General features: G+C 45.7%; 26 protein-coding genes and 1 other annotated feature. Of the genes, 15 read left to right on the top strand and 11 right to left on the bottom strand.

The annotated features are described in order from the left end of the window. Positions 1 to 7: 7 nt before the first annotated feature. Positions 8 to 208: a hypothetical protein gene (locus tag ACRRQV_RS08705; RefSeq protein ID WP_432529797.1), complete on the bottom strand. Its 201-nt coding sequence runs from the start codon at positions 206 to 208 to the stop codon at positions 8 to 10. Between the two features lie 51 nt (positions 209 to 259). Then, positions 260 to 964: a type 1 glutamine amidotransferase domain-containing protein gene (locus ACRRQV_RS08700; RefSeq protein ID WP_432529795.1), complete on the bottom strand. Its 705-nt coding sequence runs from the start codon at positions 962 to 964 to the stop codon at positions 260 to 262. 208 nt (positions 965 to 1,172) lie between these two features. Here ACRRQV_RS08700 and ACRRQV_RS08695 point away from each other — a divergent pair, with 208 nt between their 5' ends. The 4 genes from ACRRQV_RS08695 to ACRRQV_RS08680 all read left to right on the top strand — a co-directional run bounded on the left by ACRRQV_RS08695 (position 1,173) and on the right by ACRRQV_RS08680 (position 3,719). Next, positions 1,173 to 1,592 (top strand): organic hydroperoxide resistance protein, encoded by a 420-nt coding sequence (locus tag ACRRQV_RS08695; protein ID WP_432529793.1) that lies wholly within the window; start codon positions 1,173 to 1,175, stop codon positions 1,590 to 1,592. A gap of 192 nt (positions 1,593 to 1,784) precedes the next feature. Next, positions 1,785 to 2,111 (top strand): hypothetical protein, encoded by a 327-nt coding sequence (locus tag ACRRQV_RS08690; protein WP_432529791.1) that lies wholly within the window; start codon positions 1,785 to 1,787, stop codon positions 2,109 to 2,111. A gap of 33 nt (positions 2,112 to 2,144) precedes the next feature. Next, positions 2,145 to 2,966, top strand: coding sequence for a manganese catalase family protein (locus ACRRQV_RS08685; RefSeq protein WP_432529788.1), 822 nt, complete (start codon positions 2,145 to 2,147; stop codon positions 2,964 to 2,966). A gap of 60 nt (positions 2,967 to 3,026) precedes the next feature. After that, the gene (locus ACRRQV_RS08680; RefSeq protein WP_432529786.1) at positions 3,027 to 3,719 is read left to right on the top strand and encodes a YqjF family protein; all 693 of its coding nucleotides are present in this window, start codon (positions 3,027 to 3,029) and stop codon (positions 3,717 to 3,719) included. A 42-nt stretch (positions 3,720 to 3,761) separates the two neighbouring features. On the opposite strand, the gene ACRRQV_RS08675 is transcribed toward ACRRQV_RS08680, so the two are convergent. From ACRRQV_RS08675 to ACRRQV_RS08645, 7 genes are all read right to left on the bottom strand, one after another. Continuing rightward, complete coding sequence (locus ACRRQV_RS08675) at positions 3,762 to 4,316, bottom strand: putative glycolipid-binding domain-containing protein (RefSeq protein ID WP_432529784.1); 555 nt, start codon at positions 4,314 to 4,316, stop codon at positions 3,762 to 3,764. A 176-nt stretch (positions 4,317 to 4,492) separates the two neighbouring features. Continuing rightward, positions 4,493 to 4,885: a YndM family protein gene (locus ACRRQV_RS08670; RefSeq protein ID WP_432529782.1), complete on the bottom strand. Its 393-nt coding sequence runs from the start codon at positions 4,883 to 4,885 to the stop codon at positions 4,493 to 4,495. 136 nt (positions 4,886 to 5,021) lie between these two features. Further along, on the bottom strand, positions 5,022 to 5,897 hold the full coding sequence (locus ACRRQV_RS08665) for an SDR family oxidoreductase (RefSeq protein ID WP_432529780.1): 876 nt from the start codon (positions 5,895 to 5,897) through the stop codon (positions 5,022 to 5,024). A gap of 139 nt (positions 5,898 to 6,036) precedes the next feature. After that, positions 6,037 to 6,627, bottom strand: a complete 591-nt coding sequence (locus ACRRQV_RS08660; protein ID WP_432529778.1) for a superoxide dismutase family protein — start codon at positions 6,625 to 6,627, stop codon at positions 6,037 to 6,039. 125 nt (positions 6,628 to 6,752) lie between these two features. Beyond that, on the bottom strand, positions 6,753 to 9,368 hold the full coding sequence (locus ACRRQV_RS08655; RefSeq protein ID WP_432529776.1) for a YfhO family protein: 2,616 nt from the start codon (positions 9,366 to 9,368) through the stop codon (positions 6,753 to 6,755). A gap of 4 nt (positions 9,369 to 9,372) precedes the next feature. After that, positions 9,373 to 9,783: a GtrA family protein gene (locus ACRRQV_RS08650; protein ID WP_432530769.1), complete on the bottom strand. Its 411-nt coding sequence runs from the start codon at positions 9,781 to 9,783 to the stop codon at positions 9,373 to 9,375. Continuing rightward, positions 9,773 to 10,711 carry a glycosyltransferase family 2 protein gene (locus tag ACRRQV_RS08645; RefSeq protein ID WP_432529774.1) on the bottom strand — a complete coding sequence of 313 codons (939 nt, stop codon included), beginning with the start codon at positions 10,709 to 10,711 and terminating at the stop codon, positions 9,773 to 9,775. Before ACRRQV_RS08645 ends, ACRRQV_RS08650 begins: the two co-directional genes overlap by 11 nt. A gap of 427 nt (positions 10,712 to 11,138) precedes the next feature. On the opposite strand from ACRRQV_RS08645, the gene ACRRQV_RS08640 reads away from it, so the two are divergent. From ACRRQV_RS08640 to ACRRQV_RS08605, 8 genes are all read left to right on the top strand, one after another. Next, positions 11,139 to 11,756, top strand: a complete 618-nt coding sequence (locus ACRRQV_RS08640; protein ID WP_432529772.1) for a TerD family protein — start codon at positions 11,139 to 11,141, stop codon at positions 11,754 to 11,756. Between the two features lie 14 nt (positions 11,757 to 11,770). Beyond that, on the top strand, positions 11,771 to 12,349 hold the full coding sequence (locus ACRRQV_RS08635) for a TerD family protein (protein ID WP_432529770.1): 579 nt from the start codon (positions 11,771 to 11,773) through the stop codon (positions 12,347 to 12,349). 106 nt (positions 12,350 to 12,455) lie between these two features. Then, positions 12,456 to 13,601, top strand: a complete 1,146-nt coding sequence (locus ACRRQV_RS08630; protein WP_432529768.1) for an HpcH/HpaI aldolase/citrate lyase family protein — start codon at positions 12,456 to 12,458, stop codon at positions 13,599 to 13,601. 76 nt (positions 13,602 to 13,677) lie between these two features. Beyond that, positions 13,678 to 14,904 (top strand): phosphoribosyltransferase domain-containing protein, encoded by a 1,227-nt coding sequence (locus tag ACRRQV_RS08625; protein WP_432529766.1) that lies wholly within the window; start codon positions 13,678 to 13,680, stop codon positions 14,902 to 14,904. After that, entirely contained in the window at positions 14,901 to 16,010 is a 1,110-nt protein-coding gene (locus ACRRQV_RS08620) for a cysteine protease StiP family protein (RefSeq protein ID WP_432529764.1), read from the top strand. Before ACRRQV_RS08625 ends, ACRRQV_RS08620 begins: the two co-directional genes overlap by 4 nt. Next, positions 16,007 to 16,906, top strand: coding sequence for a hypothetical protein (locus ACRRQV_RS08615; RefSeq protein ID WP_432529762.1), 900 nt, complete (start codon positions 16,007 to 16,009; stop codon positions 16,904 to 16,906). The genes ACRRQV_RS08620 and ACRRQV_RS08615 overlap by 4 nt, the downstream gene beginning before the upstream one ends. Further along, a complete protein-coding gene (locus ACRRQV_RS08610; RefSeq protein WP_432529761.1) occupies positions 16,839 to 18,452 on the top strand; it encodes a YceG family protein in 1,614 nt (537 codons plus the stop codon). The genes ACRRQV_RS08615 and ACRRQV_RS08610 overlap by 68 nt, the downstream gene beginning before the upstream one ends. 20 nt (positions 18,453 to 18,472) lie before the next feature. Continuing rightward, complete coding sequence (locus tag ACRRQV_RS08605) at positions 18,473 to 19,555, top strand: toxic anion resistance protein (protein WP_432529759.1); 1,083 nt, start codon at positions 18,473 to 18,475, stop codon at positions 19,553 to 19,555. A gap of 477 nt (positions 19,556 to 20,032) precedes the next feature. Here ACRRQV_RS08605 and ACRRQV_RS08600 read toward each other — a convergent pair whose 3' ends face one another. After that, complete coding sequence (locus ACRRQV_RS08600; RefSeq protein WP_432529756.1) at positions 20,033 to 20,218, bottom strand: hypothetical protein; 186 nt, start codon at positions 20,216 to 20,218, stop codon at positions 20,033 to 20,035. 374 nt (positions 20,219 to 20,592) lie between these two features. Then, positions 20,593 to 20,817 (top strand) — a binding site (T-box leader). Between the two features lie 57 nt (positions 20,818 to 20,874). Between ACRRQV_RS08600 and ACRRQV_RS08595 the strand changes: the two genes are divergently transcribed. Next, positions 20,875 to 22,038, top strand: a complete 1,164-nt coding sequence (locus ACRRQV_RS08595) for a pyridoxal-phosphate-dependent aminotransferase family protein (RefSeq protein WP_432530767.1) — start codon at positions 20,875 to 20,877, stop codon at positions 22,036 to 22,038. Next, positions 22,035 to 23,621: a phosphoglycerate dehydrogenase gene (serA, locus tag ACRRQV_RS08590; protein WP_432529754.1), complete on the top strand. Its 1,587-nt coding sequence runs from the start codon at positions 22,035 to 22,037 to the stop codon at positions 23,619 to 23,621. Before ACRRQV_RS08595 ends, serA begins: the two co-directional genes overlap by 4 nt. Before the next feature lie 178 nt (positions 23,622 to 23,799). Here the strand turns inward: serA and ACRRQV_RS08585 are convergent, their stop codons facing one another. Next, positions 23,800 to 24,591, bottom strand: coding sequence for an HAD family hydrolase (locus ACRRQV_RS08585; protein WP_432529752.1), 792 nt, complete (start codon positions 24,589 to 24,591; stop codon positions 23,800 to 23,802). A 318-nt stretch (positions 24,592 to 24,909) separates the two neighbouring features. Here ACRRQV_RS08585 and ACRRQV_RS08580 point away from each other — a divergent pair, with 318 nt between their 5' ends. Further along, positions 24,910 to 26,013 carry a nitric oxide synthase oxygenase gene (locus ACRRQV_RS08580; RefSeq protein ID WP_432529749.1) on the top strand — a complete coding sequence of 368 codons (1,104 nt, stop codon included), beginning with the start codon at positions 24,910 to 24,912 and terminating at the stop codon, positions 26,011 to 26,013. The last annotated feature ends 2 nt before the right edge of the window (positions 26,014 to 26,015 follow it).

Below are 26,015 nucleotides of genomic sequence, written 5' to 3'. Positions count from 1 at the left end.
AAAGCAATCAGTTCATGAGGCCCCACATATCGTTGGAAACACCGATGATAATGACGATGATCACCAGGATGACAAAAATAATGACACCCACTTTTACTTTGTTCATGCCGGTCACTCTTGGTTCTTCGATGCCTTCCTTACGGTTTGTCGAAGGCTGCATGGTGTTTTTGTTTTCTTTCATATAATCCTTTTTTTCATCGTTAGCCATTTTAATTCCTCCCTGCACTAGTTAATCAACCTAACTTTACTTGTTTAAGGGTTAAGCAAAAAACTCTTCTTCTTTTTCTTCTTCGATTTGTGCCAATTTCTTCGCCAGTTCTTTTCCAAACAAAGCGGAAGATTGCGGATCTCTGCCGGTCACAATTCGCTCATTGGCCCATACCACATACGCTTTTTCATCAGGAGCGTCCGAATAATCCGCCGTTCTGCGCAATTCATCTTCAAGGCTGAATGGCAGCAAGCCGCGAACTTCTTCCGGTTCTTTGTCGTTTGGATACCCCGTCACTTGCAAGCCTTCCAAAAAGCCGCGGCCTTCTTTTGTTTTTGTGTAAATGAGCGGTGCTGGACCATGGCAGACGGCTCCGACAATTCCGCCATGTTCGTATACAATGTTGATAATGGCATGCAAATCTTTATTGTGGGCCAAATCGAACATCGCTCCATGGCCGCCGACAATAAAGATGGCGTCGTAATCGCTCGCTTTTACATCCACAATGGGTGTGGTTTTGTCTGCTATGCCTGACTCATATAACTTCTTATACGTTCCATCGGGGTCGTATTCTTCACTGATGCTCAAGGGATCAACCACCGGTTTGCCGCCATCTGGTGAAGCGAGGCCGACGATGTGTCCGTCTTTTTGAAGAGCCAATATGGGCGCAAATAATTCCTCAGCCCACCATCCTGTTACGTAATTGTTTTTTTCATCTGCATAGCCGCTTGATAAAACAGCCATCACTTTTGCCATAATATCTTCCTCCCCTGAATAGAGTGCCTATGTCTTCTTTTACCCCATCCCGGAATCCTGAAACGTAGGACCTAAAGCGAATGCGAATTAGACAGGACAACTGAATTTGCAAAAATGAAAAATCAAATCCGTTGACTCTTGCAAATAAAACAAGTACGTTTTAATTGTTGGAACTGTTGAAAAACTAAAAAAGGAAGAGGTTGATTAGATGGCAGCATTATTCACTACTTCTGTATTAGCAACTGGAGGGCGTTCGGGACATGTGGTTTCGGATGACAAGATCATTGATTTTCAATTGGTATCGCCGAAAGAACTTGGCGGGCCAGGAGGAGAAGGAACCAATCCGGAACAGCTTTTCGCAGCAGGTTATTCAGCTTGTTTTGATGGAGCATTAAATTTAGTAATTAAAAAACAAAGAGCCGATGTCACAAGCACTTCCGTAAAAGCGGATGTCCATTTCTTAAAAGATGAAGCGGACAATGGCTTTAAAATTGGAGTAACGCTCAATGTGACCGTAGAAGGCGTAGACAAAGAAAAAGCGCAAGAATTGGTAGAGGCAGCTCACCAAGTATGCCCGTATTCTAAAGCGACACGTGGAAATATCGACGTTGAGTTGAACGTCGTTTAACCCTATTTTTAGAGAAAGACCGGACCGAAAGCAAATTTGCTTTCGGTCCGGTCTTTCTTCTATATTTATTAGTTCTGTTTGTCATGACTATTGATGGAGTTTTTTGAATTAGGAACTATCTGGTTTTTATTTAGAATAAGCAGGGTATTCAAATAATGCATGCAAAAACAGTGATATTAAGGAGGAGGTTGGATGGAGAACGAGAATACAGGCCGCAACACGGATCCTAAAAAGTTTGATTCAAAAGATGCAAGTTCAGACAAAGGAAAAACTGAATTCAATGCCGGTGGAAACGACTCTGATTACGATGGGGGCCACCCGAACGATGTTTCTTCTCAAAGCGATGGCCGGATTAATTCCAGCGAAGAGCGTTTAAATCAGGAAGAAGAAAGCCGAGACCCAGGTTTTAATGCTGGCGGCAACGATTCTGATTATGATGGTGGCCATCCGGAAGACGTTTTCCCTGAAAGCAAAGGGAGCATTAACTCCAAACAAACTAACTCCAAAGAAGACCAATAAAAAAACTAACCGGAAAACAGGAGGTCATAGTCAATGTTCTTTCACAGAAGCGAACTTCAATTTGAAGCAAAACCACAAGCACCAGATGCGGTATTTGCCAGACACGTCCAAGAACTGATCGGCGGCCAATTTGGTGAAATGTCGGTAGCAATGCAATACTTATTCCAAGGGTGGAGCACTCGCGGAAACGAAAAATACCGAGATTTATTAATGGATACCGGTACACAAGAAATTGGACATATCGAATTGCTTGCAACGATGGTAGCCCGTTTGCTTGAAGGGGCGCCTGTTTATGAACAAGAAAAAGCAGCGAGCGACCCAATTATTGGCGCTATCATGGGCGGCATGAACCCGCAGCACGCAATTGTCCACGGATTAGGTGCTTCTCCTCGAGACAGCAACGGTGTTCCTTGGAATGCTGGCTATATCGTAGCAAGCGGCAACTTATTGGCCGATTTCCGTGCAAACGTCAATGCGGAATCGCAAGGGCGCCTGCAAGTGGCTCGCCTGTACAGCATGACTGATGACCGTGGCGTAAAAGATTTGTTCTCATTCCTTTTAGCGCGTGATACGATGCACCAAAACCAATGGCTTGCTGCCATTAAAGATTTGGAAGCCAAAGAAGGCCCAATCGTACCTGGAACTCTTCCGCCTGAATGGGAAGCAAAAGAATTTTCACATATTCTTTACACAAATCCAGAAACGAGCAAAGCTTCACAATTGTCTTGGTTGAACGAACCGGCTCCAGACGGCCATTCGTTTACAGTTGAGCAGGCAAAACCGCTCGCTGGAAGACCGGTATTGAAACCAGCTCCGCCTGAAGCGCATGCTACATTGCCTGGCGAAGAAGATTGATATAAGAAAAAAAGCCTCTTCCATGAAGAGGCTTTTTTTATGTGAAAGGAAGGATGGAAGATGGAGAAGCCTTGGATTATGTTTCAGCAATGGGAAGATGTCTTATTTCTCCACTGGCCGGTCCCGCAAAAGCTGCTAGTGCCACACATTCCAGCAGAACTTGAACTGGATGCATACGATGGATGCGCATGGATCAGCCTGGTTTTATTCAAAGCCAAAAATACGCGTCCGCGGTTCATGCCGCCGGTGCCGGGAGTCCGAACTTATTTGGAGTTGAATGTCAGGACGTATGTGAAATGCAAAGGGAAAGCGGGCGTTTTCTTTTTTAGTTTGGATGCGGACAGCCTGTTAGCGGTCAAAGCTGCAACTACCGGCGATTTTCTTCCTTACCGCTATGCACGGATGTGCTTGGCGAAAAAAGAGGAAACATGGAAATTCAGCAGCCAAGTCATCCATCCCGGCACTGTTCCGGAATCACTCCGCTTATCGTTTCAAATCGCTTCGCCGCCTATTGAGAAAAACCGGCTGGACCGATGGCTCGTGGAACGCTATTGCTTATGGACCAAGCCGAAAAACCAGGTTTTCCGCGTGGATATTGCCCATGAGCCCTGGACGCTGCAGTATGTGAAAGGAAGCATCCACCATAACTCCATGGCCAGTTTCATCCTGGTAAAATTACCGCAAGAACAAGCAATTGTCCATTACTCCAAAAGCCAAAAAGTGAGATTTTATCCGCCTGTGATTGAAAAATAACACGAATTACTTTTAGAGCCATTTTTTAATGCAAGCTGCGCTTTAGTATCTTCTGCTAAACAACTGGGGATACTCAACAACAAACCCGTTTTCATCGACTAAGATCAGCGATTCAAAGCCCGGAGATTGAAATTTAGACACTTTGTTTTTGCCTTTCGTTTCAATGAAGGTATATGTCTGCTTCATTTTCTGGACTTCGAGCAACGGAACAAAAATATAAGCCATATCAAATTCTCTTGTTTGACCGGTCTTCCAGTCCGACCGGTTAATAGGAAATGTATTGGAGAAGGGAGTAGCTGATAGATCCACATCAATCGAGCCAGTTAACTTATCGAGTTGATTTCCATGCTCGTCAAACCAATTTCCAGTTCCCGTAGAAGTGAGCTGCAGTTTGTTTCCACTTCTGTTTTGAATCGCCACACTTTTCGTTCTCCATGCACGGTCCAAGGCAATCTGATAATTGATTTGTATTGGATAATTTGGTTCCAAGTAAATCCCTGTACTTTCTGCAAAAAAGGAATGTTCTGCAACAGTAAACTTTAAATATTCGCAGCCGAAAGTGTCTTTATTCTCCCAAACCATCTCGCTTGAAACCATAACAGCACCCCTTAACGGAATAGATTGTTTTGCCGCATTCGAGTAAAAGAGATTTTGACCTGCCGATATTAAAAATCACCATGTTTAAAGCCCGCAAAGAAAATTTTTCTTAACGGGCTTTATAGCAGTTCTTTATAATTGATTGCTTGGTAACCAAAACAATGCCTGGCTTTTTATCAATATCTTTTCGGTTCGTGTTTCAGCGTATGAGACGTTTCTTTCTTGCCAAAAACCCGCTTCGACAAGTAAATATGGAAAAACCATTCTCCAACAGCGATCAAGACAGCTGAATAAATAGCAGCCATTAGGATGGAAAAGTCCGGGTTCTCGATTAAAGCCATGCCCAGCAGCCAGATTACAACGAAAGATAAAACAAAATCTCCGCCTACTGCTATTTTGTTGGACGTTCGTGGGTATATGACCAAATCTCCGATAAAACCAATAACGCTTACTGCAAGCGCGATAAGGGCAATATCCGCTATCTCGACTCCGAAAGCGATGCCGAGAACGAGAAACAGGACTACGAATGTCATAGCGTACTTCATGATAAATGCTTCTACGTGCTTCATGTTGCCACCTCCTCAAATGAACTTCTTACTTGTTCTATACCCGGATTTTCATAAAAAACTCTAGGTTCAGCGCGTTATATTCGTGGTGATTGAACGTATTTTGTTTACAGCTTTTCCGATCTCGCGGGGCCTTTTATCAAGAAGACGTAAAGTCGCCTCCATTGATATGAATGGCTTGCCCCGTTACATACGTAGAATCTTTAGAAGCAAGATAAACGTAAGCCGGCGCTACTTCTGATGGCTGTCCGCGGCGTCCCATTGCCGTATCGCCGCCGTGCTTGCCGACTTTCTCTTCACCAAATGAGGCAGGAATAAGCGGCGTCCAAATAGGGCCTGGCGCTACTGAATTAACACGAATGCCGGTCTCTGCAAGGTTTTGAGAAAGGGAGCGGGTGAAAGCGGTAATCGCACCTTTCGTGGATGAGTAATCAATCAGTTCAGCAGAACCTCTGTAAGCTGTGACAGACGATGTGTTGATAATGGAATCGCCTTTTTGCAGGTGAGGAAGAGCTGCTTGCGTTAAATAAAACATAGAGAAAATATTCGTTTCAAACGTCTCTCTTAACTGATCAGGTGTGATCGCTAAAAAATCATCTTGCGGAAATTGCTTGGCGGCATTGTTGACAAGAATATTTAATTGGCCATATTCACCGACAACGTCTACAATCAGCTGGTTGCAATTTTCCACATCGCTTAAATCAGTCGCGACTTTAAAGCATTTCGCTCCGTAGGACTCTATGACACGTGCTGTTTCGTCTGCATCTTCATGTTCATCCAAATAAGCAATCGCCACATTGGCGCCTTCTTTTGCAAAAGCTACAGCAACAGCACGTCCAATACCGCTGTCGCCTCCAGTAATCAAGGCCACTTTGCCTTCAAGTTTGCCCGATCCTTTATAATCTTTGTCATCATATATAGGTTCAGGATCCATTTCACTTTCTAATCCTGGCTGCTTTGATTGGACTTGCGGTTCTACTTCTTCATCAATTTTCTCAAATTTATCATTTGTCATAGACGGTTCCTCCTCAAGAATTTGGTTTATGGTAGTTATTCCCGAAAGATGCCTCTATAAACGTAGATGCGCGCATTCAGAATAAGGAGAAAAAAGGGAAGAAAAAAGAGCGAATGCAAGATCCGCTCTTTCGTTCTTCTTATTGTGTTTCTCCGGTGACCACTCCGCAAGCAACGCGTTCGCCGTCATCTTCTTGCGCATAGATGACCAGAGCAGTTCCGCCTGGATGCAATAAGGAATTGTCTTCATCGGTTTTCATCGTAACGTCTGCCGCCACAAATTCATCTTTTGTGGTTCCGTCATCGGCGACTTCAATATCTGGCATATCGCCAGCGAATGGCCCTCCGGCTGATTCGAAATCAGGCGTTTCGCATTTGCCTGCTTCGTGAAATTGAATGCCGTGCACTCCAGCTTCCAGATTTTCCAAGTTGAGTTTAATTCCGACGCCGTCCGTTTCTGTCGTTAATTCAGCGGTGCCAATAGCGTCTCCATCCGTATCCATCATTTCGACGGTCGCCATCAACAAATCTTCACTTGAACCTTCATCCGAATTGTCTTCAGCTTCTTCACCGACAGGGGGAGTTTCTGAACCTTCATCCACGTTTTCGTCTTCTACTTCAGTAGAGCCATCGGTTTCTGTCGGCGGGTCGGAATTTGTGGTGTTACTGCCGCAAGCAGAAAGGATGAGCAGAAAGGCGAGTGCAATAAAAAGTAAGGGCCAACGCTTCATTATGACGATCATCTCCTTTTCATGTATCTTGCGATTAAGTTGCTAGTCTTCATTACACACATTAATCAGGAAATAAACGCATTTTGCACAAAGCGGACCTTTTGTAGGATTAATTTCTGAAAGCTCTAACTAATTACAGGTTTTTGTTTGCCAGCTATTTCGTGCGGCTTTTTTCGTTTAAAGACATACCAGCAAGCAAGCGTCAGCGATAATAGGCTCACCAATAACGTCGGATAGAAAAATGGCGGGTGGTAGGTCAAGTGGACTGTGTTTTGGCCGTTCTCCAAAGGCACGCCGATAAACGCATAATTGGCTTTCAACACTGCCGTTTTCTTGCCGTTTACCGTTGCGCTCCATCCTCGTTCATATGGGATGCTGACGGATAAATATGGATCGTTTTCGCTGTTTGAGTAAGTGAATGCAGCTTCGTGGCCGCCGATTTCCAAATCTGATAAGCCGGATGGTTTGCCGGTTTCATTCAAAAGCACGTCGTAGGGTTCTTCGTAAACTTGAAGTTCCGTTAAATCATAGGTCCCTTTTGGCATGCGTATGCTGATGGTGTCGTCTGCAGGAATCCGAATGGTGATGTCATCCACATAAGTTTTATAGACGGAACGATTTGATTTTCGGGAAGTTTCGTAGCTATTGACGGTCAAGTCGAATCCTTTAGTTGGTGCATGGTTTTCCAAATGGAAAGAAACATATAAGTCGCCTTCGGTAAAGGAATCGCCATTTCGAACCAAATCAATGCCGCCCACTTTTTCTTCGACCATCAAAGTTCCGTCCACATAACGGGCCCCGGCTTCTTTTATTGCAAACTCTTCTGTTTGGGCTTCGACTTCAGGCAGCGGCTCTGAAGATTGGCCCTCGTCCAAAACAATGCCCTTCAGCATGGCATGTTCCCGTGCCAATGCCGGTGCATCTTCCAACTGTTTTTCTAGAAAGACGGTGGAAGCAGAACGGGCAAAAGGCAAGAGGTTTTCGTTTTCGTAAACTATGAAATTTTCTGAAGCCATGGCTTCGGAAAAGCCAAAAGGCACATTTGGGTCATCTTTTGGCAAAATGATGTACTTGCCTTGAATCATGCTGTGAAGGTTGGCTCGGTTGCCGAGAGTCGCATAGCGGCTGACGCTTTCACGCCCCATATCGATTTCCAAATCGTACAAATAAAAGAACAGCAAGTTTTTATTTAAAATGCTGGAGTAAGCGCTGGTCCCCCGGAAATTTTGAACCAATGGCGTGTTGTTTCGGACGCCTTCCATCCAGTCGATGCGGTATGTTGGCCCTTTGTCCTGCTGTTGGATCGACTCTATCAATTTTCGGACTTCCGGATCGTCATATTCGGTTCCGGTGATCAATTCTTCGCTCACTTGGGAAAGGCCGCCGTCATCAAGCAATTTTTCTATTTGGTATAAATTTACGAAAGTGAGCATCCAAACAAATAGAAAGCCGATCAAAGCAAGCTTAAAGCCGTTCTTTTTAAATTGAACAAAGCAAAAGCCCAAGACTAGCGTTACCGGCAAGCTGGCTGCCATCAAAATGGGAATCCATTCGTCAAATTTCAATGTTTCATCGTGGCTTGCCCAGAAAAGATAGCAACCAACCGTCAAGATGGCTGCAACGGAAAAATAGCGGGTCTTCACTTTATGCAAGTTAGCAAGGCCAACAGCGATTAAGCCGCCTGCTGCAAAAGACAAAAAGTATTCCCAGCGGTACTGCGGTGCTGAAAAGCCGTTAAAGGCGCTGGCTGCGAGCGGACTATGATGCAGCGCGAGCGCGATCAATCCCAATACCGCAAAAAAGCGGAACAGCACATTTTGATACAAAACTGCACAAAACAGCAGCACGATAAACAGCGCTGGAACAATGATGAATCGGCTCGTGAACAAAATATTGTCATTTACCAACACCCAAGGAATGTCTTGTGAAAAAGGCGGCCGGTGATTGTTTAAATAAGCATAGACGGAAGGGATAAAGGAAACGGTGCTGATTCCGAATCCAAGAATGCCGGAAAGCAGGAAAAGCCCGATCGCTTTCTTTTTGCCGGTTTCTTCTGGCGCCAGCGAAATGAACAGCCGGACAAGGATGTAGATTCCTGCCAGCAGCAAGTTGATGTAAGAAAAATAGAAGTTATTGATTAGCGAAATGGCGACTGCAGCAATGAACCAGCCGGGCTTGGCCTCCCGGAAAATTTTCTCGATGCCCAAAATGAGAAGCGGCAGCCACAGAAACGCATCCGCGAAAAATTCCCAATAAGCTGTATGGCGGAAAAACATGCCGGAAATGCCGTACAGGCAAGCGCCAATAAATGCATACACGCGTGGAATCTTCATGTACATGAAGACCCGCGATGTGATATACAACACAAACGTTAACCGGACGATGCTGATGAATACCGCGGCGTGCGCCCAAAACAGCACGTCCGGCGTTCCGATAAGCCCAAGCGTTTCGAGTATAAAAACGATCAAGGCTGTCAGCCAGAAAATAAGGGAAGTCGAAAAGTAATAAGACAGACCGCTGTATGTTCCTGCTCCCAACCCAAAAGAAAACGAATAGAAAAATTCTCCATTCGTATATTGCTCGTACAGTAAATGTTTGAAGGGCATCATTTGAGCAAGGCCATCATTGATGCCAATCATAAAATGGTTTTGAGACCATTGAAATAAGAAGACAGCGTGGCTTAAAATCGCCAGTACGAAACTGCCGGCAAAAAGTATGGAATTAGGATATTTCTTTTGCATAGATTCACCGTCTTTTAGCGTAATTTGGTTTTACCGGATCTTTCATGATTTTATTGGAGACGATAAACGTAATCGGCACTGTGAATAAAACCGCTGCAAACGGAGCCAAATTGCTGTTGAGTTTAAAAAATTCAACGAAGATAAAGATGAGCACCGTCGATACCGACATGTTGACCACTTGGGTAAGCGGAAAATACAAATATTTTTTTAACGTCGGTTTGATCCGGTAAGTGACATAGCAGTTTAAGAAAAACGAAACATTCAAACTGATGAGGAAGCCGGCAATATGCGACACCAGATAAGGGAGGGAAAAGACATTATGCAAGATGAGGTAAATCGAATAATACGTTAATGTATTAATAACACCGACAACAACAAAGCGGGTAAATTCCGTATTGAATCGATTAAAGTTCATCGTATTCATCCGCATTGCTAATATCCACTAAAAAATTCGGGCGGCGTTTGGTTTCGTTGTAAATGCGCCCAATGTATTCGCCGATAACGCCAAGACTAAGCAATTGAATGCCTCCTAAAAAAAGAATCGCGGTAATGGTCGTGAAATAGCCGGGAGCCCCGATTCCGTTCTTCGTGATTTGGTAAAACGTGAAGCCAATGTAAAGAAGCGAAATGAACAAAACAAAAAAGCCCGTGTAAAAACAGATGCGCAGCGGTTTCGTATTGAACGAAATGATGCCATCTATGCCGTAATTGATAAGATTGCCGAATGACCATTTAGTCGTTCCGGCTGCTCTTGCTACGTTTTCGTAATTGATGATTTTTTTGCTCAAGCCGATCCATGAATACAGCCCTTTTGAAAAGCGGTTGCTTTCACTTAGTGTCAACAGGGAATTGAGCGCTTTTCTGCTGAGCAAACGGAAATCTCCTTCGCCGTCTACAAAATCCACATCTGTGATCGAGTTGATGACACGGTAATAAAATGTGGAGAACAGCGTACGGATTTTGGAGTCGCCTGTCCGGGAACGTTTTGCGACCACTTGGTGAAAGCCTTCTTCATAGCCTTGGATCAGCTCGCCGATAAGCTGCGGCGGATGCTGCAGATCGCTGTCCATCAAGATGGCTGCGTCTCCTCTAATCCGCTTCAGGCCGGCCAGTAAGGCGGATTCTTTTCCGAAATTTCTCGTAAGCGAGATGTATTTGACGTCGTCATGCGCTTCGGAAAGCGCCAGGATTTCTTGGAGTGTTCCGTCGCTGCTGCCATCATTGATAAACATGATCTCATATCGATATGGAAGCAATTCAAGTTCTTGCACCAACTTGGCGTACATGGAAGAAATATTTTTTTCTTCATTGTAAGCTGGAACAACAATAGAGATCAGCTTCATTTGTATTTCTCCTTTCGATGCATAAAAAATTGCTTTGTATAAATGTTTACCCATGAGTTGCCCTAAGTAGTCGCGTTTTTATAAAGGCGGAATAGTGCCGCTTTAACCAATTTTTATTGGGACCTCATCGCAAGCCATCCTCTTTGTGATTGGAAAAGAGAAAGGTGAAACAAATTCGATTTGCGGAAGCTTTTTATGAAAAATGAAACTTTGTGCCACTTGGATACGTATAGTATACATAAGCTATTTTCAGATAGCACCTTTCTGAAAATTTCGCTTTAAAAGATAAACGTATCGCACAGCAAATAGTTGCACTGTGGATCAATTAGAAAGAGCGGAGTAAGAAAAACCCTTAATAATTGAAATTTTCCGGTTGTACCCATACTATTAGTAGTATGTACATATTGATGAATGGAGAGTGTTAATAATGGCTGTCAATCTCGTTAAAGGTCAAAAAATTGATTTGACAAAAGGGCGTTCATCACTTTCAAGCCTCATGGTCGGCCTCGGCTGGGACCCTGTTGCTGCTAAAAAAAGCGGCGGATTTTTAGGCGGCTTGCTTGGCGGAGGGGGCGGAGGCGGAGCAGATGTTGACTGTGACGCGTCCGTTATCTTGCTGGATGAAAGCGGCAAACTAAAAAGCAAAGAAAACTTGATTTATTTTGGCAACAAGCAAAGCAAAGACGGCAGTGTCGTGCACTCAGGCGATAATTTGACTGGGGCGGGCGAAGGAGACGACGAAACAATTCAAATCGATTTGAAACGGATTTCTCCTAATGTTCACCGTCTGATCTTTGTCGTTAATATTTACAACGCTAAACAAAAAAGACAAGATTTCGGTATGATCCAAAACGCTTTTATTCGGTTGGTGGATAACCAATCGAAAGAAGAATTGGTTCATTACAACTTAACTGAGAACTATTCCGGAAAAATGTCGCTGATTCTTGGTGAAATGTACCGCCAAGGAAGCGAATGGAAGTTCTCGGCTGTAGGCGAAGGCACTATAGATCCAGATATCGGTTCAATTGCAAACAAATACGCTTAAGGAGTGAAGGAATAATGGGAATCAATTTATCAAAAGGGCAAAAAGTGGATTTAACAAAATCAAATCCGGGTTTAACGAACGTAATCGTAGGATTGGGCTGGGACACAAACAAATATGACGGAGGCCAGGACTTTGACCTGGACTCATCAGTGTTTTTATTGAACGCGACCGGCAAATGCGGATCTGAACAAGATTTTATTTTCTATAACAATACAATAGGTGCCGCTGGAGCGGTCGAGCATACAGGCGATAACAAAACAGGCGAAGGCGAAGGCGATGACGAACAAGTAAAAGTGAACTTGTCGACTGTGCCAGCGGCTATTGAACGCGTGACATTTGCCATCACGATCCACGATGCAGAAACACGCGGCCAAAACTTCGGCCAAGTAAGCAATTCGTACGTGCGCATTGTCAATGGCGATACAAATGAAGAATTGATCCGTTATGACTTGGGAGAAGATTTCTCTATTGAAACAGCAATCGTTGTAGGCGAACTTTACCGCCACAACAATGAATGGAAGTTTAATGCGATCGGCAGCGGCTACCAAGGCGGACTTGGATCGCTCGTACGTGATTTCGGATTAGACAGCTAAGCAGCTTTTAAAAAAAGCAAGGGGCATGCCTCCTTGCTTTTTTCTCCATTTACTTTGAAAAAGCTGGACAGAAATACGCTGGTGCAGCTTGCTGGAGGGACTATTATTGAGACATTTCAACACAATCAACAATGAGGATTTAAAAATGTATTTTAAACATTCTCCGGCACAGTTTACCCGAGATATGGATCGAGAAACACTAGGCCTTGCCCTTGGTGCTGCACTTTACACGCCTGGAACACGAATTGACATCGCTTCTAAAATTCTTAGCGGAGCATACCGAAACGGTGTATTTTCCGGCTTGATGTCGTTAATTATTTGTTTAGAAGATGCGGTCGCGGATGCTGAACTGCCGTGGGCAGAAGAAAACGTACTAAATCAATTAAAACAAATAGAAAAAGGAAGTATATTCCAGATTATAGATAGTCCGATTTTGTTTTTGCGTGTCCGAAATGCTGAACAACTGCTTAAACTTGTAAAAAAAGCTGGCTCTGCCTTGAGTGTGTTGACGGGCATCGTTTTTCCGAAAAGCCAAGCGGAGAACCTGCCTTCTTTTTTTGCTGCCCTTGATGCAGCAAGCGAAGCAGCGGGACGAAATCTTTATGCACTGCCTTTACTGGAAACGAAAGACATTCTTTATTCGGAAACACGGGAACCGGCTTTGAAAGAAATTCACAATCTGCTGCAGCCAGAAGTGGATCGCATTTTAACTGTGCGCGTTGGGGCTACAGATTTTTCCAGTCTTTACGGTCTGAGGCGTCCGGTAGAGCGGACAATTTATGAGGTGCAGGTCATTCGCGACTGCTTAACTTCAATTCTTAACCAATTTAGCCGAGCGGAAGATGGCTTTACCGTTTCCGGTCCAGTCTATGAACATTTTTCCGCTTTGAATGGCAATTGGCTCTCGTCGAAGCCGGAACAAGTGTTATGGGAAGAAGTGCAATTGGATGTATTAAATGGCTTTAAAGGAAAAACATGCATTCACCCATCGCAAATCTCCATCGTCAATGCAGGGTTGATCGTTTCTTCGGAAAGCTATGATGATGCGATGCTGATTCTATCCGAAAGCCAGCACCGCAATGGCGTGCTGCAAAGCCCAAAACGAAATAAAATGAACGAAGTAAAACCGCATTTAAGCTGGGCCAAAAAACTTGCTGCCCAAGCGGAAGTCTACGGGGTGCTAAATGAAAACTATAAACCAATCGACGTGCTCAACCATATGCGAGCCTACCAATTCACGAACCAACTATAAATTATGGGAACAATTAGAGCTCGCCGTTACTGTTCACCGAACGTATGAAGGGCTTTCCTCTGACTCCCTTTTCTCCATGGCTCTTAGGGTCAATAAAAAAAGGCAGTTTCTTTTTGTCAGCAAGCTCATCGCTAAGCACTTAGCTGTGCATCCTTCTATCGCACTAGGCACCGGAACGCTGCTTGCATCCTTGCTGATGGAAAATTCGGGGCTGCCTCCCCATCCCCAAGTGAAAAAAATTGTGCGCCTGATAGAAACCGGCATGGCAGACCAGGAGACAACATTGGCTTCTCTTGCCTATAAATCCGAGCTGCCGAAGAAGACGGTTTTTATTGGCATGGCGGAAACGGCTACAGGCCTAGGTCATTCCGTTTTCCAACATTTTGAAAAAGCTGCCTATATCCATACAACGCGTGAAGAAATTGTAGGCATAGTGCCTTCTTTCGTTTTTGAAGAAGAGCATTCTCATGCCACCTCCCATAAAGTATTTGCGCCGGAAGGCATGCTTGAAAATGCAGAAACGATCGTCTTAATTGATGACGAGCTTTCAACAGGCAATACACTATTTAATCTGGTGAGCGCATTGGATGATCAATTTCCAGGGAAAAACTATAAGTCGTTATCGATATTGGATTGGCGCAGCGAAGAGCAAAAAAAGAAGCTCGTCCATTTAGAAGAGCAGCGGAACATCCAAATTGATGTCTTGTCTTTGATGTCCGGCGAATTTGAACTGATTCGGAGTGCTGCTCCGGAAGAGGCGGAATTGAGCGAGTTAACAGGCGAGTCACGGGTTAAAATGAGCCAATTGGCTGATCTAGAAGTAATCCCGCATCAGTCTGCCTCTGGCCAGCGTTATCACCCATTGACGGGAAGATTCGGTTTAAGCAGCGAAGAACACGAAGAAATCGGGCGTTGGGCACAGCAGGCTGCGAATTCCGTTAAAGACAGCGGCAAAATAAAGCGGCCGCTCGTAATCGGCATTGGCGAAAATATGTATTTGCCGCTGCGATTTGGGTTATCGGTGCATGAAAATGCGCTGGTTCAAACGACGACAAGAAGCCCGATATATGCTGCTAAAGCGGAAGGCTATCCGATTGCAGAAAAAGTGAAGTTCAAATTGCCGGATGCTATAGGTGTCGATCAATTTCTCTATAACTTAAACGATCAGGACGTTGACCATATTTATTTGCTTTCAGAATCGGTAGTGGATCCTGCTGACTGGCAGCCATTGATTGCGTATCTCGAGAAAAAAGCACCCGTCGAATGGATTTCCATGACGGCTGCAAAAGGAGAGAGAGAATGATTGCTGAAGGTTTGGTGAAAACCAGTTATTCGAATGACGACATTTTGTTTCTATTAAAAGATGTGACGGAAGATTTTGCGGAAAGCACATTAGAAGAACGTGAAAAAGCCGTTCAAACGGGTGGCCATTACGCTGAACGATTGCCGGTTGAATACCGGCCGTCAGAGGAATACACGAAATTGTACCGGAAATCAGTAGAAAAAACGAAAGAACAAATGGGCTATTTGGTTGGGCTTTTGACGCACCGCATCCATCTCCACGCCAAAACCGGCGATGTCGTTCTTGTTTCTCTGGCCCGAGCCGGCAGCCCGATCGGCATTTTAGTCCGACGATACGCGCAGCAGTTTTTAAATATGGAGTGGCCACATTATAGCGTGTCGATCCTCCGGGGAAAAGGCATAGACGAAAACGCCATGCGGACCATCCGCCGCATTCATCCAAACAGCCGCATCCAATTCGTCGATGGCTGGACGGGGAAAGGTGCTATTCAGCATGAGTTGACGGCTTCGGTTCAGCGATTGAACAAAGAAGAAAACTTGGCGCTCACGGATGATCTGGCCGTACTGGCAGATCCGGGAGCTTGCGCTGTTCTTTTCGGTACACGAGAAGATGTGTTGATTCCAAGTGCCTGCTTGAATGCTACGGTATCAGGACTGGTCAGCCGGACAATTTTAAATAGCCGCTATATTGGAGAAGAAGATTTCCATGGCGCTAAATTTTACGGCGAGCTGCAGGAAGAGGATTTGTCTAATGACTTTATTAATAAAATAAGCGCCTGTTTTTCGTCGGTTGCAGAACGAGCCGAAAAAGAAGCGCTGTCCACGCCCGTTCGCCAAAATCGCACGTGGCAAGGGAAAATGGAAGTAGAAGAAATAGGGCGTAAGATGTATAGTGGAACTAATCACCAATTAATCAAACCAGGCGTCGGTGAAACGACCCGCGTTTTGCTGCGGCGAGACCCATGGAAGATCCTGATCAACAATTTGGAGCATCCTAGTGTCCAGCATCTTCTTGTGCTTGCTGAAGAAAAAAACGTGCCAGTCGAAGTGGTGCCGGATTTGTTTTACCGGGCAATTGGCTTGATTAAATCAGGGCAAGAAATATGACGATTTTATTTGCCAGCGATTTAGACCAAACACTCATTTACTCCAGAAATTCGATGGGGGACCAGGCGGACGAAGAAGCATTAGTAGAAGTGGAAGAATTGGACGGCCGCCCGCAATCTTTTATGACCAAACAAGGACAGGCCGCATTATGGAACCTTGGTTCTTCAGCTGTCTTTTTGCCGGTGACCACCCGGACCCGCACGCAATATGAACGGGTAACAGGCATTCATCCCAACTTTGTTCCTCCGCGCTATGCAGTCGTTTCAAACGGTGCGGTCATTTTAAAAGACGGTGAGCCGGTCACTGAATGGTCAGAAACAATACGAGCGCAATGCATCAGCAAGAAAACGCTGGTCGACCAATTACTGCCGTTGATTCAAGCTCATTTTTCGGAAGAGTGGGTTTTAAAGCTGCGAGAAGCAGATGGCTGGTTTGTTTACTTAATCATCGACTTGAATCGCTTTCCTGCAGAAAAACTGCCGTTTTACACGAAGCTGTTCCGAGAAATCGGATGGGCGCTGTCGCTTCAAGGCAGGAAAATGTATTTTATGCCGGAAAGCATTACGAAAGCCAAAGCGATGGAATACGTGAAAGCGCAATTGAAGGCGAAGTACGTGATTGCTGCAGGCGATTCGTTACTGGATCTCGACTTGCTGGAAAGCGCAGATTACGGATTATTGGCTTTACACGGTGAAGCGGTCCGGAATCAAGCTGCCATTTCGGCTCATATTCACGTTACCAAGCAGCAAGGCATAAAAGCAGGAGAAGAAATTTTAGCGCGCTCTTTGGAAATTGCGGTGCAGCATACACAGGCAAGGAGGGAGACCCATGGTTCAACTGCAGCCGGTTCGCGTGAGAACGTGGGATCCGGAAAAAGTCGGGGAATGGCTGAATAAGCCGATAGTTGAACATTCCGAGACAAAAATAGAAGAAGAAACGATCACATATCCGCAATTATTTGCCGAATTTCTCGGCATGCCATTGGATGCAGATGATTATTTCGCCTCGATCTACGAACTGATTGAAGCATCACAAGGACGAGCCATCCGGCTATCGGATAATTTAAACAAACAAATTGCGCCAGACCGCCTTAAAGCGATGCAGGATTTGTTTGAAATGAACACGAAAGAGCGGGGATTGTCCCCAAACCGGATTGTGGCCTTTATGGACGGCAAAGGCTTGTTGCCGAAACTGAAGGATGCTGGTTTAAACCGCCACCTTCGAGTTAACATGATCGCCATTTTAAAAGAGTTTCGGGAACAATCCGCCGGCAATACGACCCACTCCTCTTTCCGCCGGATCGCTACGGATTTGGTGAAGTGGACATTCAACCACATTGAGCCGGAAATCGACAAGCTATCGTTTGAAAAAGGCCTTCCCGCTTTTTTATGGTATGGAAGTGCAACGGAAAGCCAAAAATGGTTTCTCAAATATGCTGCTTCTTTCGGATTCCACATTGTGGTTTTCGATCCGAAAGGAGAGCGCTGGTTTGAGAAGATAGTCAATAAAGACGATGTCCATACGCACAGTTTTCAAATAAATGCAGAAACGGTTTTGCCGTTTCCAGAGGAAAAACCCCAGCGGATTGGAACAGTCGCTTACCGGGCGACTCAAGAAGTGGACCGGCTTTTGCATCATGAAGATTCTGGTTTGTATAAACCTTTTCAATTCAAATCCTATTTGACGCGGTCAATCCGTTTAAAGACGACGCTTGATGAAGCGTTTATGCTCGCGAAAGAACGGGCGATGGTCCGGCCTTCGTTTGCGGTGGAACGTGGAACCGTTGTCATTCCGGTTGTGTTTGCCAAAGTGATGGGCATTGAAAAAGACCGCAAGCGTTTTTGGGACAATATTCATAACTTAACAGAACGGGAAGATACAAGATTAATTCGAAGCTTCCCATTTATAGAAGAACGAAAAGGCAATCAGCAATTTCATTACCGGTCCGCTCTTGGAAAAGACGGCAGACTGGATCCTGAAAAAATGAAAACGGCGCATTGGTGGAAATACAGCAAACTGCCGAATGGGTTGCAGACCGCCATTTGCGACGCGATTGCTCGGCACGTCGAAAAGCCAATGCTTATTCCACAGCCTGGGGAATCGTTCGAGGATTTGCAACTTTATGCGTTTTCCCAATCAATGTCATTGCCAGATTCCGTCATTCAACTGATTCAGCTGTTTGATTATCCGCAGTTTGTGCCGACGCTCCTTTTTTACAACGAAGAAAAAGACGGCGAGCTCAGCCGGGCGGATGCCAATGCCATCGCCTTGGTCCATACATTCGGAATCGACGTCATTGTGATTAATCCTCAAGGCCACCAAGATATTGAACGATGGATTGAAACCGAAGACATCGACATGCACTGGCTGGACGAACGCAGCTTTAATGAACCGTACCGCGAACCATCGGTGGTGAAAAAAATCTTTAGAAAATGGCTTTGACCATTAAAGGAGGATAAATCATGAATACTTTGCCGGACCAAATGGAACAACAAGAATTGGTTATGAAAGACGACATTCAATTAAAAGTGAAACTGAAGCAAGATCCTCAAGTGCAGCAGCTCGCAGCAAACATAGATCCGAAAAACCAAATCGAATTGCTGGAATTCGGCCGGGAACCGGCAAATGAAATTTCAGCGTTCACCGGAAAAGTGTTAAGTTCCGTCCAAGCGAACAGCATGGAGCAATCGAGTGAATTGCTAAAACAGCTTGGGAAAATCATGGACAAATTTGATAAGAAAGATTTCGTTGAAAAGAAAGGCTTTCTGAATAAAATGTTCAATAAAGGCAACAAAATGATCGAACAGCTATTCAACAAATACCAGACCATGGGCACTGAAATCGATAAAGTGTACGTGGAAATCACGAAATACGAAAAAGAAATGAAAAACTCGACAACAACGTTGGAAGATTTGTACGACCAAAACTTCCGTTATTTCATGGAGCTGGAAAAGTACATTGCAGCAGGTGACTTGAAAGTCCAAGAACTAAGAGCGACAGAGCCAGCCGTTCGTGCAAAAGCGGAATCTGGCGACCAAATGGCATTGATGGAATTAAATACGCTGCAAAACGCCATCGAACTGTTGGAGCAGCGCGTGTATGACCTGGAAATGGCGAAGCAAGTATCTTACCAGGCCGCTCCGCAAATCCGCATGCTTCAACGCGGCAACACAAAACTGATTGGCAAAATCAACTCAGCATTTGTAACAACAATTCCGATTTTTAAAACCGGATTGATCAATGCCATTGCGGCAAAACGCCAAAATTTGGTGGCCCAGTCGATGAACGAACTCGACCGGCGGACGAACGAAATGCTGTTGAACAACGCCAACGACATTTCCCGCCAAAGCGTAGACATCGCCCGCATGTCCGGACAGCCAAGCATTAAAATCGAAACGATTGAAAAAACTTGGGAAACCATTATGCAAGGCATGAACGATACGCTTGCCATCGAAGAAGAAAACCGCAAAATGCGTCAAGAAGGCCGCCTTCGCATTGAAGAGCTGCAAAAAAAATACGAAGACACACAGCGCAGAGCAAAATAATAAAGAAAAGCGAAGGCGATCGAGCAAGGCTCGACGGGCATAAGACAAACCGGCGAAGCGGCGCTTTTTGCCGCACAGCCGGGATGGCTTATGACCCCGAGAGCCTGATCGCCGGAGACTAGACAATAAGAAAAGCGAAGGCGATCGAGCAAGGCTCGACGGGCATAAGACAAACCGGCGAAGTGGCGCTTTTTGCCGCACAGCCGGGATGGCTTATGACCCCGAGAGCCTGATCGCCGGAGACTAGACAATAAGAAAAGCGAAGGCGGCTGTCCAGCCCCGACAATAAAAAATATGTAAATAGGAAGCGTCCATCAGAAAAATGATGGGCGTTTTAGTTTTTAGACAAAAGAATTTTTATTGAGAGTAGGAACTTTTAATACAGGCATAGCAGTGAAATCCCAGATCCTGCGCTTCAGCCGGACGCTTGCCGCGGACTCGCGCCGAAGCGCAGAGCGCTGCAGGAGCATCGCGCTTTCATGTCTCGAAGCTAGCGAAGCGATGCAGAGACAGGAGCAGTCGGGTTTTCGCCGGCTTACGCTCCGGATCTTCAAGCGTGGCCATCTTGAAAAGTAGCTTGTTTTTGCTCTTAGCGAACTCCAGCCCGCCGGCAATAAATGCATCGCCTTGGCTTAAAAGCGACGCCCCAACCGGTTCGGCCACGGTGACTCCTGTGGGGCCAGCACGAGCCGCAGACCCTGGAGTGAGCTTTGCGAGTGAATTAAAACCTGTGCTCCTGCATCGCTGCGCTAGCTTCGTCGCAAAGCCTTGTCCTCGCAGGCTTCGGTCAAGACTTGGCTAAGGCCGTGCCCACGGAAAGCGGAGTGGCCGGTCCGGTTGGGTTTATTCATTCCGATTCATGTATATGGGAATTTGTCTACATTCTGAAGCGTCCAGCAGAAAAATGATGGACGCTTTTTTCTTTGTGAGGCGGTTATGTACTTAAAATTGTACCCGCTTAAAAATGATTAGAATACTTTATATTTTATTGACAATTCTGATTATTTTGCTATTATTAATTAAATCCAATTTTATAAACAACTGTTTTGATGGAGACAAGCTATTGCAGGAGAATCTTTAGAGAGCTGATGGGTGGTGAAAATCAGTGGTTTTCGGCAAAGGGCAGCACTCCGGAATAGGTAGGCTGAAACTGAGTAGGCCCATCCGCTTCGTGCCCGTTACGCATGAGAACCAATGAGGCTGCTTGAGTCCAAGCAGTGAATTAGGGTGGTACCGCGAAAAGAAGACTCTTCGCCCCTTGCATTTTTATGTAAGGCGCGAAGGGTCTTTTTGCTGTTTAAACGGAAAGGGGAATGGATATGCTAGCAGACCAACAAATTTTACGGATACCGGGACCGACGCCAATTCCGCCGAGTGTTCAGCGAGCGATGGCGCAGCCGATGATTGGGCACCGGGGGCAAAGCACAACTGAATTGCTGCAACGGATTCGCCCGAGATTAAAGCGGATTTTCGGTACGGCGCAAGAAGTGATGATTTTAACCGGCAGCGGCACTGCTGGTCTTGAAACAGCTGTCGTCAATACGTCCGCTTCCGGAGACGAAGTGCTGGTCATTGTGACAGGCGCTTTTGGGGACCGTTTTGTGAAGATTTGCCGGGCTTATCAGCTGACGGTCCATGTACTTGAAGTGGAGTGGGGGAAAGCGGCCGATCCGGAAGCGGTCAAAGCCTTTTTGGAAGAACGTCCAAACGTGCAGGCCATCTTTTGCACATTTTGCGAAACATCGACGGGCGTTTTAAATCCGATAAACACGCTGGCCATGGCCATTAAAGAAGTATCTGAAGCGCTCATTATCGTCGACGGAGTATCTTGTGTTGGGGCTGTCGAAACCAAAATGGATGAGTGGGGAATCGATGTATTGGTCACCGGTTCGCAAAAAGCGTTTATGCTGCCACCGGGGCTAGCGTTTATCGCTGCAAGTGAACGGGCGTGGAGAAAAATTGAAGCCAATCCCCAGCCGCGCTTTTATTTGGATTTGAAAAAACACCGGGACAATCTGCTTAAAGACACGACGCCTTTTACACCGGCGCTGTCGATTTTATTCGGCTTGGAGCAGGTGTTGGAGATGTTGGAAGAAGAAGGATTAGGAAAAGTGCATGAAAGACATATGCTCATGATGCGAATGGTGCGGGCTGCGTTTAAGGCACTCGATATTCCATTGTTGACGGCTGACGAAGATGCGTCGCCGACCGTAACGGCAGTAAAGCCGGCTGACTTTAAGGCAGAAGTATTTCGGAAAACGCTGAAAAAAGAATTCGGCATGTCGCTCGCAGGCGGCCAACAGCATTTGGAAGGCAAAATTTTCCGTATCGGCCATATGGGCTATTGCTCGCCAGCCGATATGCTTCAAGCTATAGCGTTGATAGAAATTTGCTTAATCAAAGCCGGAAAATCGGTGCCGATGGGCAAAGGGACTGCCGCCGCGCAGCAAATCTATTTAGAAGAAAGGGGGAGGCTATTATGAAGTTCCGTATATTGATTAGCGATCCATTAAGCGAAGAAGGCATCCATCCGCTTCGGCAAATTGAAGGCTTGGATATTGCCATGGAAACCGGGTTAACCCCAGAACAGTTGATCGAACGGATCGGCGAATTTGATGCATTGCTCGTCCGAAGCCAAACCCAAGTGACCCGTGAACTTATTGAAAACGCGGATAAACTGAAAATTATCGGGAGGGCAGGCGTCGGCGTCGACAACATTGACTTGGACGCAGCGACGGAACACGGCATCATTGTCGTTAATGCGCCGGATGGCAATACCAACTCGGCTGCAGAACATACAATGGCAATGCTGATGGCGATGGCGCGGAAAATCCCTCAAGCTTACCATGCATTGCGTAATCAACAATGGGACCGGAAATCATTCGTCGGCGTCGAGTTGAAAAATAAAACCTTGGGTGTTATTGGGCTCGGGCGTATTGGAGCGGAAGTGGCGGCGCGGGCAAAAGGGCAGCGCATGAACGTGATGGCGTATGATCCATTTTTAACGGCTGAAAAAGCCCAGAAAATGGGAATCGACTTTGGCACTGTCGAAGAAGTGTTGAAAGTGGCAGACTTTGTGACCGTGCATACGCCGTTATTAAAAGAAACGCGCCACTTGATTAATTCGGCTGCTTTTGCGGCCATGAAAGATGGCGTGCAGATTGTGAATTGCGCACGAGGGGGCATTATTGACGAGGCGGCGCTTTACGACGCAATCCGGTCTAAAAAAGTTGCCGGAGCGGCATTAGATGTATTTGAACAAGAGCCAATGGTCGATTTTCGCTTGCTCGATTTGCCTGAAGTGGTTGCGACGCCGCATTTGGGCGCCAGCACCATTGAAGCGCAGGAAAGTGTTGCAGTCGATGTCAGTGCAGATGTGGTCAGTTTTTTGACTGCCGGCACCGTACGGAATTCGGTAAACTTGCCTTCTGTCCCGAAAGAACTGATGGCGAAAATCGAACCGTTTTTCGATTTGGCAGAGCGCCTCGGAATCTTCTTGACCGACTTGGCAGAAGGCGCGGCACAAGAAGTGACCGTTGTTTATTCAGGTGAACTTGCTGGGATGGAAGTCGGGCCTCTGACGCGCAATACGTTAAAAGGTTTGCTGAAACGCCATCTCGGCGAGCGTGTCAATGTCGTCAACGCCCTATATTGGGCAAATCAGAAAGGCATTATCGTGAACGAAAACAAGTCTTCGGTTACGAGAGGGTTCACCAACTTGATCACAGTAGAAGTGAAAACAGCTAATGGAACGAGAAAAGCATCGGGTACGTTGTTGAACGGTCAAGGCGCACGCATCGTCAAAGTCGACGATTACTTGGTAGATGTGGTGCCGGATGGCCATTTGCTGTTTATCCGGCATAACGACCGGCCGGGCGTTATCGGCCGCGTGGGCACCTTGCTTGGCCAGGAAAACGTCAACATTGCCGCTATGCAAGTGGGCCGTTCTAATGTAGGGGGCGATGCTATTATGATGCTGTCGATCGACAAATCTGCTGAACCTGAAAGCTTGGAACAATTAAAGCTATTGGAAGAGATTGAATATGTCCGAGCGATCGATTTATAGGAAGAAGAAGGCAGCTCAATTGGAGTTGCCTTCTTCTTTTTACCAATCTATTGGGAATACTGTCCGGAAATGCTGAAATACTATCCGTTTTGCCTCAAATACTGTCCAATTTGCCTCAAATACTGTCCAAACTGCCCCAATACTATCCGGCAGCCGCCTTTTACTGTCCGCACTGTTTTTACTGCTTCAACTGCTCCAAAATCGGGAACAATTCATTCAAATGCTGGATTTCAAAAGTGGGAGTGATCGCTTCATGCGGCGCTTTATGTTCCCGATTAACCCAAACCGAACGGATTCCTGCTTGTTGAGCGCCTATTATGTCAGTCAGCAAATTATCGCCGACCATAAGGACCTCTTCAGCCGACAAACCGGATTTGGATAAAGCATGCTGGAAAATGGCGGGATCAGGCTTTCCTTTGCCAAATGCGCCCGAAATGACGATATGGTCGAAATGTGGGGAAATTTCAGGTGTGATGTCGAGTTTCGTCTGCTGCAATTGAGGAGAACCATTGGTCAAAAGCAAGAGCCGGTAGCGGGCTTTCAGCTTTTCAAGAACTTGGAATGTCTCTTCGTAAAGGATTGGGCTGCTCTTTCGCGCCTCAATAAAAAAGTCGGCCAGTTGTTCGCCAAGTGCTGGATTGTCGATGCCAACTTGCCGCAAACCCAGTGTCCAAGCTTCTTTTCGGTAAAGGGGCATTAGCCCTTTCATTTTCTGAAAGTCTTCGCCTTCGTCATCAAATGTGCCCCATAGCCCTTCAAAAGGATTGATGCCAATTTTTTTCGTAAACGCAAAGGTCTCGTAGCTCGCATAAAGCCGGCTTGCTTCCTTGCGCACCGCTTCTTCTAATTGGCTGCAATCGGCGCCGCTCGCTTGTTCAGCCCATTGACATGTTTTAAAAAACGCGGTTTCAATGCTTTTTTTATCCCAGATCAACGTATCGTCCAAATCAAAAAATATCGCTTTTAACATGAGGCAAACTCCCTTTATCCCGTTTTAAAGATCAGTAAGATTCCTACTTCTTCAAGTGGGAAATCACTGAGCCTAAAAAACCGATTGAGGCCGACAGGATGTCTATCACATAGGCGTTGGCGCCAGAAGCGGCGTCTTTATCCTATGTTCCTCTACTAATATTAAGTAGTGGATGAAGCTCCCGTACTAAATGAAGTTTCTCTTTATCGGCTTTTGTTCAGTTTACTGTAACAAATGGCAAAAACAAAGAGTGTGAAAGGCGCATTTGATAAAAAAATATTGGGAGGGATGCTATGATGTTCGTGAGGAGGGACAAATATGGCTATTGTTGAACCGAGAACCGCATTTATTGAAGAAGCGATAGAATTTATTGATCTGTGTTACGGAGAATTGAGCAAGACCAAGGAGGAAATTTCTCGAAGGGCAACAGAAATAATAAAAGAAATTAACGATACTGGCACCTATATACATACTTTTGAAGAACTTGAACACGGCGCCCGCATGGCTTGGCGCAATAACAACCGCTGCATTGGACGGCTGTTCTGGAATTCACTGACGGTTTTTGATGAACGCCGGCCGCATACAGCCGAAAGTACATTTGAAGCATTGCTGCACCATATCAATTTTGCGACGAATAAAGGCAAAATCCGTCCGGCGATTACCGTCTTTCCGGCAAATAAAAACGATGAAGCTCCGATGCGCATCTGGAACCATCAATTGATTCGCTATGCCGGCTATGAAAAAGAAGGTACCGTAATTGGAGACTCTACTTCGATTGCTTTTACGAAGCAATGCGAAAAGCTTGGCTGGCAAGGAAAAGGAACGCCGTTTGATGTTTTGCCTATTGTAATCCAAGTTCGAGGCGAAGCGCCTCAATTTTTCGAACTTCCGGAAGAAGCGGTCGTCGAAGTGAATATAATGCATCCAGAAATCCCTCAGTTTGAGAGTTTGCAGGCAAAATGGTATGCTATTCCGATTATTTCAGAGATGAAGCTGGAAATTGGCGGCATCGAGTACGCAATGGCACCTTTTAATGGCTGGTATATGGGCACAGAAATCGGCGCCCGCAATTTAGCGGATGAGGACCGCTATAATTTATTGCCGAAAGTAGCTAAATTGATGGGATTGAATACTGATTCGGCCCGGTCGTTGTGGAAAGACAAGGCGCTTGTGGAATTGAACATTGCGGTATTGGAGTCATTCAACCAGGCAGGCGTGACGATTGTCGACCACCATACGGCTGCCAAGCAATTCAAGAGTTTTGAACGGAAAGAAGAAGCGGCGGGCCGCGATTTAACCGGCAATTGGGCTTGGCTTATTCCGCCGATGTCTCCGGCAACTACGCATATTTTTCATAAGCGCTACCAAAACGATGTCGTGAAGCCGAATTACTTTTACCAGCCTGCTCCATATCCTGTATAAGG

The sequence above is a fragment of the Planococcus sp. YIM B11945 genome (genome assembly GCF_050864155.1).
GTDB lineage: Bacteria > Bacillota > Bacilli > Bacillales_A > Planococcaceae > Planococcus.
This window is presented reverse-complemented; position numbering and strand designations above follow the sequence as displayed.

What these genes read in the sequence shown, in the direction of transcription:
- ACRRQV_RS08705 (WP_432529797.1), bottom strand. Translation starts at nt 208, where the DNA reads ATGGCTAACGATGAAAAAAAGGATTATATGAAAGAAAACAAAAACACC.
- ACRRQV_RS08700 (WP_432529795.1), bottom strand. Translation starts at nt 964, where the DNA reads ATGGCAAAAGTGATGGCTGTTTTATCAAGCGGCTATGCAGATGAAAAA.
- ACRRQV_RS08695 (WP_432529793.1), top strand. Translation starts at nt 1,173, where the DNA reads ATGGCAGCATTATTCACTACTTCTGTATTAGCAACTGGAGGGCGTTCG.
- ACRRQV_RS08690 (WP_432529791.1), top strand. Translation starts at nt 1,785, where the DNA reads ATGGAGAACGAGAATACAGGCCGCAACACGGATCCTAAAAAGTTTGAT.
- ACRRQV_RS08685 (WP_432529788.1), top strand. Translation starts at nt 2,145, where the DNA reads ATGTTCTTTCACAGAAGCGAACTTCAATTTGAAGCAAAACCACAAGCA.
- ACRRQV_RS08680 (WP_432529786.1), top strand. Translation starts at nt 3,027, where the DNA reads ATGGAGAAGCCTTGGATTATGTTTCAGCAATGGGAAGATGTCTTATTT.
- ACRRQV_RS08675 (WP_432529784.1), bottom strand. Translation starts at nt 4,316, where the DNA reads ATGGTTTCAAGCGAGATGGTTTGGGAGAATAAAGACACTTTCGGCTGC.
- ACRRQV_RS08670 (WP_432529782.1), bottom strand. Translation starts at nt 4,885, where the DNA reads ATGAAGCACGTAGAAGCATTTATCATGAAGTACGCTATGACATTCGTA.
- ACRRQV_RS08665 (WP_432529780.1), bottom strand. Translation starts at nt 5,897, where the DNA reads ATGACAAATGATAAATTTGAGAAAATTGATGAAGAAGTAGAACCGCAA.
- ACRRQV_RS08660 (WP_432529778.1), bottom strand. Translation starts at nt 6,627, where the DNA reads ATGAAGCGTTGGCCCTTACTTTTTATTGCACTCGCCTTTCTGCTCATC.
- ACRRQV_RS08655 (WP_432529776.1), bottom strand. Translation starts at nt 9,368, where the DNA reads ATGCAAAAGAAATATCCTAATTCCATACTTTTTGCCGGCAGTTTCGTA.
- ACRRQV_RS08650 (WP_432530769.1), bottom strand. Translation starts at nt 9,783, where the DNA reads ATGAACTTTAATCGATTCAATACGGAATTTACCCGCTTTGTTGTTGTC.
- ACRRQV_RS08645 (WP_432529774.1), bottom strand. Translation starts at nt 10,711, where the DNA reads ATGAAGCTGATCTCTATTGTTGTTCCAGCTTACAATGAAGAAAAAAAT.
- ACRRQV_RS08640 (WP_432529772.1), top strand. Translation starts at nt 11,139, where the DNA reads ATGGCTGTCAATCTCGTTAAAGGTCAAAAAATTGATTTGACAAAAGGG.
- ACRRQV_RS08635 (WP_432529770.1), top strand. Translation starts at nt 11,771, where the DNA reads ATGGGAATCAATTTATCAAAAGGGCAAAAAGTGGATTTAACAAAATCA.
- ACRRQV_RS08625 (WP_432529766.1), top strand. Translation starts at nt 13,678, where the DNA reads ATGGCTCTTAGGGTCAATAAAAAAAGGCAGTTTCTTTTTGTCAGCAAG.
- ACRRQV_RS08620 (WP_432529764.1), top strand. Translation starts at nt 14,901, where the DNA reads ATGATTGCTGAAGGTTTGGTGAAAACCAGTTATTCGAATGACGACATT.
- ACRRQV_RS08615 (WP_432529762.1), top strand. Translation starts at nt 16,007, where the DNA reads ATGACGATTTTATTTGCCAGCGATTTAGACCAAACACTCATTTACTCC.
- ACRRQV_RS08610 (WP_432529761.1), top strand. Translation starts at nt 16,839, where the DNA reads ATGGTTCAACTGCAGCCGGTTCGCGTGAGAACGTGGGATCCGGAAAAA.
- ACRRQV_RS08605 (WP_432529759.1), top strand. Translation starts at nt 18,473, where the DNA reads ATGAATACTTTGCCGGACCAAATGGAACAACAAGAATTGGTTATGAAA.
- ACRRQV_RS08595 (WP_432530767.1), top strand. Translation starts at nt 20,875, where the DNA reads ATGCTAGCAGACCAACAAATTTTACGGATACCGGGACCGACGCCAATT.
- serA (WP_432529754.1), top strand. Translation starts at nt 22,035, where the DNA reads ATGAAGTTCCGTATATTGATTAGCGATCCATTAAGCGAAGAAGGCATC.
- ACRRQV_RS08585 (WP_432529752.1), bottom strand. Translation starts at nt 24,591, where the DNA reads ATGTTAAAAGCGATATTTTTTGATTTGGACGATACGTTGATCTGGGAT.
- ACRRQV_RS08580 (WP_432529749.1), top strand. Translation starts at nt 24,910, where the DNA reads ATGGCTATTGTTGAACCGAGAACCGCATTTATTGAAGAAGCGATAGAA.